Source organism: Mesorhizobium sp. LSJC280B00 (assembly GCF_000502835.1).
In the GTDB taxonomy this organism is placed as follows: Bacteria; Pseudomonadota; Alphaproteobacteria; order Rhizobiales; family Rhizobiaceae; genus Mesorhizobium.
Genome location: NZ_AYVL01000068.1, coordinates 1 through 9035 on the forward strand (window position 1 = coordinate 1; position 9035 = coordinate 9035).

6 protein-coding genes and 4 pseudogenes are annotated in these 9035 nt (G+C 59.1%); 1 reads left to right on the plus strand and 9 read right to left on the minus strand.

From position 1 onward, the window contains the following. The 6 genes and pseudogenes from X773_RS72705 to X773_RS0140315 all read right to left on the minus strand — a co-directional run. A pseudogene (locus tag X773_RS72705) lies at positions 1-189 on the minus strand (hypothetical protein); the annotation flags it as partial. A 29-nt stretch (positions 190-218) separates the two neighbouring features. Next, positions 219-410: pseudogene (locus X773_RS72710) on the minus strand (helix-turn-helix domain-containing protein); the annotation flags it as partial. Between the two features lie 185 nt (positions 411-595). Continuing rightward, positions 596-1798 (minus strand): DUF1173 family protein, encoded by a 1203-nt coding sequence (locus X773_RS72715; RefSeq protein WP_084641890.1) that lies wholly within the window; start codon positions 1796-1798, stop codon positions 596-598. Between the two features lie 1454 nt (positions 1799-3252). Next, positions 3253-3387, minus strand: coding sequence for a helix-turn-helix transcriptional regulator (locus X773_RS78805; RefSeq protein WP_023680775.1), 135 nt, complete (start codon positions 3385-3387; stop codon positions 3253-3255). 724 nt (positions 3388-4111) lie between these two features. Then, positions 4112-5573 (minus strand): annotated as a pseudogene (locus X773_RS72730) (ISNCY family transposase); the annotation flags it as partial. 608 nt (positions 5574-6181) lie between these two features. Beyond that, positions 6182-6481: a hypothetical protein gene (locus X773_RS0140315; RefSeq protein ID WP_023680779.1), complete on the minus strand. Its 300-nt coding sequence runs from the start codon at positions 6479-6481 to the stop codon at positions 6182-6184. A gap of 931 nt (positions 6482-7412) precedes the next feature. Between X773_RS0140315 and X773_RS78810 the strand changes: the two genes are divergently transcribed. Then, positions 7413-7613 (plus strand): hypothetical protein, encoded by a 201-nt coding sequence (locus X773_RS78810; protein WP_031213360.1) that lies wholly within the window; start codon positions 7413-7415, stop codon positions 7611-7613. 331 nt (positions 7614-7944) lie between these two features. Here the strand turns inward: X773_RS78810 and X773_RS72735 are convergent, their stop codons facing one another. The 3 genes and pseudogenes from X773_RS72735 to X773_RS0140330 all read right to left on the minus strand — a co-directional run. Further along, positions 7945-8199, minus strand: a complete 255-nt coding sequence (locus tag X773_RS72735) for a hypothetical protein (RefSeq protein WP_023680782.1) — start codon at positions 8197-8199, stop codon at positions 7945-7947. Continuing rightward, a pseudogene (locus X773_RS78815) lies at positions 8141-8260 on the minus strand (type IV secretory system conjugative DNA transfer family protein); the annotation flags it as partial. The pseudogene X773_RS78815 and the gene X773_RS72735, both read right to left, overlap by 59 nt. 207 nt (positions 8261-8467) lie before the next feature. Further along, the coding region (locus X773_RS0140330) for a S46 family peptidase (RefSeq protein ID WP_031213362.1) at positions 8468-9035 on the minus strand (568 nt) is incomplete at its 5' end.

Sequence of the window (9035 nt, forward strand, 5' to 3'; positions counted from 1 at the left end):
CGTCGAAGGCGCGGCCATCCAGCACTGCGCGTAGCCCGCCGGCTCGTTGCGGTCAGCCACGCGCTGTTCGGTCCCGTCGACGGAACGGTTGCCCCGGTTTAGCAGCGCCAGCCCGCGCCCATCGGCCATCAGCGCCCGCACGATGGCATGGGCCACGAATCCCGATCCGCCGATGACGAGGATGTTCATCGTGCCGCCTCCATCATCGCGCCTTTACCGGTCACGCAGAAATAGCCGGTTAGATCCGGCATCTCTCGATCCTCGAATTTGTTCCGCGCGATCTGGCGGAAAATCGTCGAGCGATGGCGGCCAAGCTTCTCAGCAATCGTATCGACACTGACGCCAGCTTGGCGCCAGCGCTCGATCGTGCGGTGTTCATCCAAATTGATCTGGGAGTAGCTGCATTTCATGTACCGATCCTTGCATGCGCCATTGGTATCGCTGCAAAGTCGCAGTTCCAGATAAAACGCGCCCCGCGGCGGGCTCTATTCCGCCTGACCTGGCCGGGCAACGCTCTGGCTAGGTCAGACTGGACCGAACCCTTGACAGGGTTTCGATCCACGGCGGCCGCGGCCCTCTCACGCACTCCCGCGTTTCACGTGTTCGGTCGATATTCCAAAGCCTGCGTGCTAGCCGGAGCCGAAAGCCGCTGCTGTTTGCCCGGTAGCGCCGGCCGGGGGCCGCTTGCGTCCCAGCACCAGGTCTCAAGCTCGCAGCTTGAAACCAGATGGTCGAATTCCGCCCGTACGGCCTCCTTGGCATCATGCGGTACGACAAAAAGCGCCGTTCCCTGCTGGTCAACGTCGGTCAGAAGACCGAACGCCATCGGCACCGCTGGCAGGACATTGTAGCGCAACGTTTTCACAAACCGCCGATGCTCCCCGGTCAGTACCTCGATCAGTTCCTTTTCGTCGTTGTGCTGAAACGGAATCCAATTCTGCGTCACGTTCATAAAGCCGATTTCGTCGATCGCCAGAATGCCGGACGGCCTCTGCATGACCGTTGCGATGGTGATCAGGTGCGAATTTTCGTGCAGTCGCCACAGGCCGAATTCCGCTGCAAAGCGCTTCGGCACCGCCTTGAACATTTTCTCATCCAGGAAGAGCGGCGCGTCGGGCATGTGCTTGATCGACAGCTTGCCGCCAAACCGGGCGGGGTCGAGCGATTTCACAATGCCGATCACGATCTTCTTGTGCTTCGCCTTAGCTGCTACCGCGAAAGCCCGCTCCCGATCCGCTGCCAGGCGATCCTTGTGCTCAGGGGAGTACATTGCCGGCATAAACAGCAGCTCGCGCAACTGGAACTTCTGGCTCGACTTTGCATCGGCCGCGCCCCAAAGAAATTTCCGGACCAACCCCCAATGTCTTTTTCCCACAAAGCCGGGTGCCATTAATGTCAGCTCCGCCTCTTCCCAGAGATAGTCGAGCAAGCCTCGCAGCGTAAGCTTCTTCGGATCGGCTTTGACAGTGTGGTGGGAAGTCCCCTCGCCGGATGGTCCCTGTCGCGCCTTGCCTTGTGTCAGTGCGAAGGCCAGCTTTAGCCGCGCCGCCTCCGATGCAGGATCCTCAACGATCGCTTGACCCAGGACCTCCGCCTTTCCCGACAGTACAAGGGGCAGTTCATAGCGATCACAGTCTACCGCATGGTCCTTGCCGGTGTTAGGCATGCGCTTGATAATCAATTCCTCGCCGACGGCGGCGATGTACATCGGCATGTTTGTGTCGGCATCCCGGAGGCAAGAGCGTCTGAATTTCCGGGTGCTGTGGGCCAACCGTGCGACCCAGAATAGCAAAGCCACTCATAAGAGCATGCCCCATCCAGCTTTAAAATCGTGCACTAATGATTAAATCATTGAACCGATGTTTCGTTCAACTCATTGGGTTCAACGATGCTCCCAATGGATTGACCGTGGTTAACCAACCAGACTCGACTGGGGCTTATGTCTCGGGTGGCGACCACGAACCCACGAGCAGCGGCTGTGGCGGCGATGTAACCGTCGGCCTTGCCGATCGCTTTACCAGCCGCCGCCGCCCTGTATCATCAGGCTGGCATATGCGCGCGAGGCATCCAGGTCGCAAGCCAAGACGCGATTTCAAATAAGAGGGCGTCTGGCGGCGCCGGAAAGGTTTCGGTGTTCTCCGCTCCTCGCAGGTCGGTAGTGACTGTTGCATACGTGCAACTCAAGCGTGAGAGTTTTCTCAAGGACAACACTATTCTTGAATTCGGCGGTCAGAATGCGAATTAATCAGCCAAACCCGCCCGATCGAGTCTTCTCGCTACGGGCCGCCAATCAGCCTGGGACGCCCCTGTGAATGCCGATACGATTGCTGGCGCAGTGAGCCGGGAGAGCCTCGCTTTCCCATGCCTCCGCATTAAACCCGATACCACTGCACCAGCCCAGCGCCCTCCGCTGGCTGGCAGCAAGATGACGGCTGCCAAACCATGCGGCCCCGTCTTTTAAAGACAGAAAATGACGTTTGGCCTACTGCACACCGGGCTCTTGCCTGTGATCGCTGCCACAAGCCATCGGTGGTCTTAGTCGTGACGAAACCGCATGCGTATGTTTGCCCGCTGTGTCTAGACGGTGGTCCTGCCGAGCAAACTGAGCGTTTTGACGAACGTTATCAGCAACCTTAGAAGGACTATGGTTCGCGCCGAATAACAACAAAACCCCCCAATACCTCGCTGATGTCCCGGCCACGCGGCTATCTGGATCGTGGAATTTCCTTTCATGAAGAAAACAGCGGCAGTGCTTAATGAGAGATGAAGTAACCGATCTTTTCACGGAGTTGGCCCTTTGGGCGAATGTGGTGATGCAATCGGAAAGGGGTGACAGAATTAAAATTTGCGCCGCCTATGACGCCGGTCTGCAGCTAATCGCTGAGCGCTCTACGCCCGGGTCTCCGCCGCGGCCGGGCATTGAAGCTTGCATCCTGCAGCATCAGAAACTGAAGGCTGCCGAAGACATCAGCTGCGTAGGTTGGATACTGGCCGCGATCGCTACGCGTGTTGGCGAACGCGACCTTCCTAAATGGGAGGAAACTCAGAAGGTCATTGGCGCCACGGTTCGGTTGCTTAGTCGCTACCGTCAAACTCGCGTTCATTAAAGCCATGGCCGCCTCGGCGGAATGGCACTACCATGCTGTCAGGCATTCCCCTGTAGGTTGCAGGGATGATGACGCTGGAAGTTTACGGCTCTATGAACTGAGAGCCTCGGTCTCCGGCTGCGTCCAAAAATAGGTGGATCAGTCGTTATCGGTTGGAAAAAAGGTCGCTGGGATCAAGCAGCGCCTTGGCGACCGCCGCAATTGTGTCACCGCTGATATTGCCGCTTGCGCGTTCCAATTTCGTGAATGTGGCCTCCGCCACGCCGCTGAGTTCGGCCATCTAATAGCGGTGCAGATCGCGTTGTTTTCGCTCGATGTCAATGATGTGCGCCAGACGCTTGGCGGATCGCATTTTCGTCCAACAGCGGCCAGAAAGGACATCGTCCAAAAGTCCGTTAACCACTCTGTACGACATTGGCGCAATGTCACTGTTGCGAAATCTCATTCCGCAGCCTCCAGTCTCGTGAGAGCCTGTTCTCGCCGGGCGATCACGGCGGGGTCGTTCATGAAATCTGTCCGCCGGCCCGGGTTTGTGCCGCGCTTGACGTAACCATTGCTCTGGCTGCCGTCGGAATGCCGAACACGTGGTGGCTTCATGTTGACCAGCCTCGGAAGCGGGAAGTGTCGCATCTCTAACTGGGGCAACTGTCGGATTACTAAATAGCTGACACAATCTATGTTGCAACCAAGTTCGAATGTCGCGCTCTCAGCAAAGTAGAAATGTCGCATCCACGTCGATGCGGCCCGGCCTAGCGCAGATCTGAGCGCCCGATCGGGCGTCAGCTGGTCGGGGTTGCGCAGCCCGATCGGGGGCGATCCAGTAGATCTCCGTCGGCTTTAGCTTTGAGAGCCGCGTGGCCCTCTTCGAGCTAAAAGCCGGCTTCCGTTGTCGGTTGAGCCTTCCGGTTGATTGGAAACTCGTCCAGCACTGCGAGCACATCCGCAATACGATGCCTATCGCTTTCTGTGAGTGTCAGATCGACTTTGACGGCCTGGCTCTCGACCTTGGCTGCGGGCGTTCTGGCAAATGCCTGCTCACACCGCCCGACGACTGCAGGGTCCTTTGTGAAATCCGCCTTCTTGCCGGGCTTGCGGCCACGCTTCACATAGCCATTGCTCTGGCTGCCACCGGGAATGCCGAACATGTGGTTCGTCTGTCCNATAGCCATTGCTCTGGCTGCCACCGGGAATCCCGAACATGTGGTTCGTCTGTCCGGTGCGCCGCGGCCCGCGCTGGCTGCGATGAAGCTCCCGGCCAGCCTGCATCTGGGCGACCAGGTCCAGGGCAGCATCAAGTCGCTTGTTCTCGACGATCTCTGATCTGTGAACTGAACGCAGCTTGTCGAAGGTTCTGTAGGGTAGGGCGATGCCGTCGTGCATGACCTCGAGGCGACCGTCGGGATAGTCGCAGACAACGACCTTTTTGCGGGCAAGCCGCTTCGCGGTATCGGTCGGATTGAGAATGAACAGCACCTTGTCGTAGCGCAGCGTCAAAGCCTGAGACAGCGTGCGAACCTCCTTTCGGCACATGGCGCCGTCCAGATTCTCATGCTCGGCGAGGGGCCGGTGCATGTTCTTCGGATTGCGGGGTTCCTTGCCGAAGCGTGCGTTGAAGTCCGCCATGAACTCGGGCGCATAGGCATTGGCCGCTTCGATCGTGCTGATGTCGCGCAGGCGCAGTTCCTTCACAAGCCGGTCCTGGAGCGTCTGGTTGGCGCGCTCGACGCGACCCTTGGCCTGTGGGGTGTTGGCACAGATGATATCGATGTTGAGCTCGTAGAGCGCACGGCCGAACTGCGTCAGGCCGGTGCTTCTATCCTTCTCGGAATCATGGGTCGCTCGGAAGACCCCATGCTTGTCGCTATAAAACGCAAGCGGCTTGCCCCATTCCCGCAGATACGCCTTTGCCGCATGAAAGTAGTCGAACGTGTTCTCGGAGCCAGCAAAGCGCAGATGAAGCAGCTTGCCGGTCGCATCGTCGATGAAGACGAGCAGGGCGCATTTGGGACCGCGGTTCTCGAACCACCAGTGATGCGAGCCGTCGATCTGCACCATCTCGCCCAGGCAGTCTCGTCGCCCGCGGGGCTGATGCAGCCGCTGCTTGCGTTCACGGCGCGACGTCCAGATTCCAGCTTCTGTCATCCACTTGCGCAGCGTCTCCTTGCTGACCGCGAGCTGATGCCGTTCGATCAGCTTCTCGCGGGCAAGCGTTGGACCGAAGTCGATGTAGTGTTCGCGGATCAGCTCCAGCACGAAGTCGCGAACACCATCGACAATGCGATTGTTGGAACGCCGGCCACGCGCCTTGTGCCGGAGAGCCGCAGCACCATCCGCTTGGAACGTCTTCAACAGACGCTGGACCTGACGAACAGAAACATCGAGCAGGTTTGCCGCCGCAACGCTTGTCATTCGCCGCTCAACAATCTTCGACAGAACCTCGATACGCCGCAGTTCGCGTTCGCTCATCAGAACCAGTCCCAATCTGCAATCTCCCACGCTCTCGAACGCGGGCAGATTGGCAAGGCAGGAGCGACATTCCTACTTTGCCAGATCCGGACATTTTAACTTAGCTGCTACAATCTAAAGTTGCATAATAGGAATTATGGAACTCGGCGGCGGTTTTTTTAGCTGTTGCTTTTTCTCTCCTGCCGCAGCTTACGAAGTTGTTTCAGTAAACTGCGGCTATCGCATTTGAACTATGGTGTCAGAGTCGGAAACGACAGCACATCGCGATGCCGTTGGGGGGCGTCCACCGCATCGTCGGCAAACCGCATCTTTGGTTGGATGCCGTATTCCGTGTGCGACGTTGCCGGATCGACACCAGCCATGGCCGCGACCCAGAGTTGCCACGTCGGAATGGGTAAGCACCTTGCCGTCGCCGGACTTGATAGTTTCGACGACATTGCCCGGCGAACAGTCATTGACCGACCCTTGTGCGTGGTGCCCAGTACGAGAAGACCAGGTTATTGCCCTGTTGGGCAAACCACAGCTCGTTGGCGTCGATACCCGTCCCAAAGCCCAGCTCGTCATTGTCGGTGAGGAGCCGGATTCGACAATCGTATCCGATCCGTCCTTTATTCATTCCAACTTCGAGTGCCTGTTTTGTGCGGTCTCCGGCCCTCGTTTGTCGACGACGAGAGTTCTATGTACCGACCAATCGAGTGAAGATAGGCAACGATCTCCGGTACAAGGTGATCACGATCGCCAAACTCTTCCACGATTCGTTTTACCTTGCGCCAGGGTACCTTCCCGTCAACATCGCCCAGTGAGTAGCCTAAGTGATCGATCGCGCAGATATCGCAGCCAGCCTCGATCACCTTGTCGACGAAGGCGGGAATCTCGCTCGCTTTCATTAGCCGCATGTTGCTGGTCATCGCAGATATCTCCGTTGGTGGTCGGCATGGAAATTGCGCCGACGCCCATTGTGCTCGAACCTGCACGCACTTCGCTACCTGTGCACTTGCACAGGTTGTAGGGTCTCAGGCGTGCCGAAGGCGCCGGATGCCCGGGCACTTCAACCGTGTTGCTAGAACAGCCCACCTGCTCCGTTCCAACAAGGCAGCACTGGCCACCGGAACGCTCCCCTTGCGCGTACTGAAAGGCGATGCCGGCGCTCAGGCGGTCGGAGTGAGTCATGCCGAGGCGCCATTTTCCTTTTCCTGGCAAGTCGCTCGAGCCGCACGCGCTCTTTTCGCTCTGGAGTCCGAGTAGGTTGGGCCGAGGTTGGCTCAATCAGGGGAATCGGCGCCTTTCCATTTAGGTATAGGCTAGGAAAAGCTCCTTAGATCCCGCAGTCAGGAGTCCACCAATCAGTCNGCGGGATTGGGTGCTCCGACGGATCGATACCCAATTCCTGCGCCAGTTCTTCTTCGAAGGCCTTATCGCCCCCACGCGTATAGCCAAGTGGTGTGGACAAACCTGATCCACACGACCTGGCGCGATATGGAGCCAACCGGCCTGGGACCTGGCGGCCGCCTCTGGCTCTACGCCGCCAAAATCGGGGCCGGTTCCGCGCGTCTGCATCGAATGCCGGAGGTCAGAGGTGGTCGCGGGACGGGGTGCTCGGCATTTATGATCCGATCGAGCGCCAGCGAGTGATCGTCGGCGGGCTCCACGGCGGCATCATGTCAGGGAACTTCCGCCTCCAGGCGCGCGAGGAATGCCGAGACCGCGGCGTCGATGTCGACCGGTTCAGTCTCCGTGGGGGACATATCACCCCCGATTTAATTCAAATTTGTCTATTGATATTGACGATTGCGCGACCTTCACCTCGTAGACGGCAATGCGGCGGGTAGAGAGGGTTCTATGACAAGCGATTTTTCGGCCGCCCGAGTGCATTTAGATCGAGCGTATGACTACCTTTGTGGCGATGACCCGATGAGTCGAANGAGTCGAATGGGACGCGAAGCCTTGGACCTGTTAATTGAGGCGGTTGCCGTCGAAGAGTTCAAGCAGCCACGCCAAAACGCGGAGGTGCTAAGGTTTCCGATGGGGCGCCGCTTGTGAGGCAATCTCCACGGCCGCCATGTAGCCTCGGGTGAGGCGCCCACCGGACGGTCGCGCCGCCACCATGAACTATGGTGAGCAAATCCCCCCACAACGCCAAGAAGCCTGCCCCGCATGAGCCGCGGGCGGGCAATAGAAATGGGGGGCCAAGCGCGCGTCCATGAAACAGCGCCGCAGGTAAAATTCAGCATACTGTCCATCCTGGCGCAACGTCACTCCGAACCGGAGAAATTGACCGATGCCGTGGCTTCGATTGCGATCCCCTGTCTGCCTGGAGGCGTAATGGGGGTCGATTGACTGGCGCTTTTATCTTGGCTGATTGACGAGAATTCTACGGATTGGCTCCATCATGTTGGTGCCGGCGCCGTTGGCGCGTATAGGCCTGTCCTGACACGCTTGAGGCCGAGATCGCGTTGGCGAAGATCTGCAGCAGGACGTTGTCGGTCATGACGTGCGCTGTCGCGTCGCCGAGGCTGGCGTAGTAGACGACGGCCTTGAGGAAGGCGATGGCGCTCTCCTTTTTCTCGTCGTAGCGGTGGATTTTCGGCGGTGAACAATCCGTCAGCGCGCATGCGCAGGACCTCATGGGGCAAAATCAACGTTCGACGCTTCAGGTGCGTAGAGCACGTCCTTGACGATCCCGACATCTGCTAACTGCGGCTTAGCAGTCAGGGATCGCCTCGGGAACGAGGTCGACGACCTACGTGGCAGGAACAGTGGCGGCGCGGCTTTACCCGGCTCATGGGCAAGCTGGTGTCCAGGGACATTCCTGTCGCGACCAAGCTCGACCGGCTCGGCCGACGCTGGAAGAGCCGATCGAACATATATGACATTTACCAAAGTTTTCTATCCGCTCAGGGGCGCGTCGTCGGCTGCACTCCCATTTCCTTGAGCAACCGGCCGGCGCCGTCGATCTTGTCCATGGTCCAGAGCATGAAGCGACTTTCGACATGGATGCTGCGATTGCGGTCCGCGTCGGGGGCCCAGTCCGCGATTACGCCTTCAAGCGTGCCGTCGAACACGAGACCTACCAACTCGCCACGCGCGTTCAGCGTCGCCGAGCCGCTGTTGCCGTTGGTGATGTCGACCGTGGACATGAAGTCGACCGGCAATGTGCCCAGCGCTGGCGCGACGTAGGGGCCATAATCCCTGGCCCGGATCGCGGCAACCGCGGCATCCGGCGCATCGAACTCGGCCTGGCCAGTGTGCTTGGCCAGAAGTCCCTCGGCCGTGGTGAATGGCGTCCAGATCTGCCCGTCGCGCGCTCGCCCTGTCACCTTGCCCCAGGTGATGCGCAGCGATCCATTCGCGTCGGGATACACCGGCCGGCCGATCGCCTGCCGATAGGCAGACAGGCCCTGCATATAGGTCGCGCGGGCCGCCTGCGTGCGGCCGGCGCGGTCCTTCGCCGCGCGCTGCGCA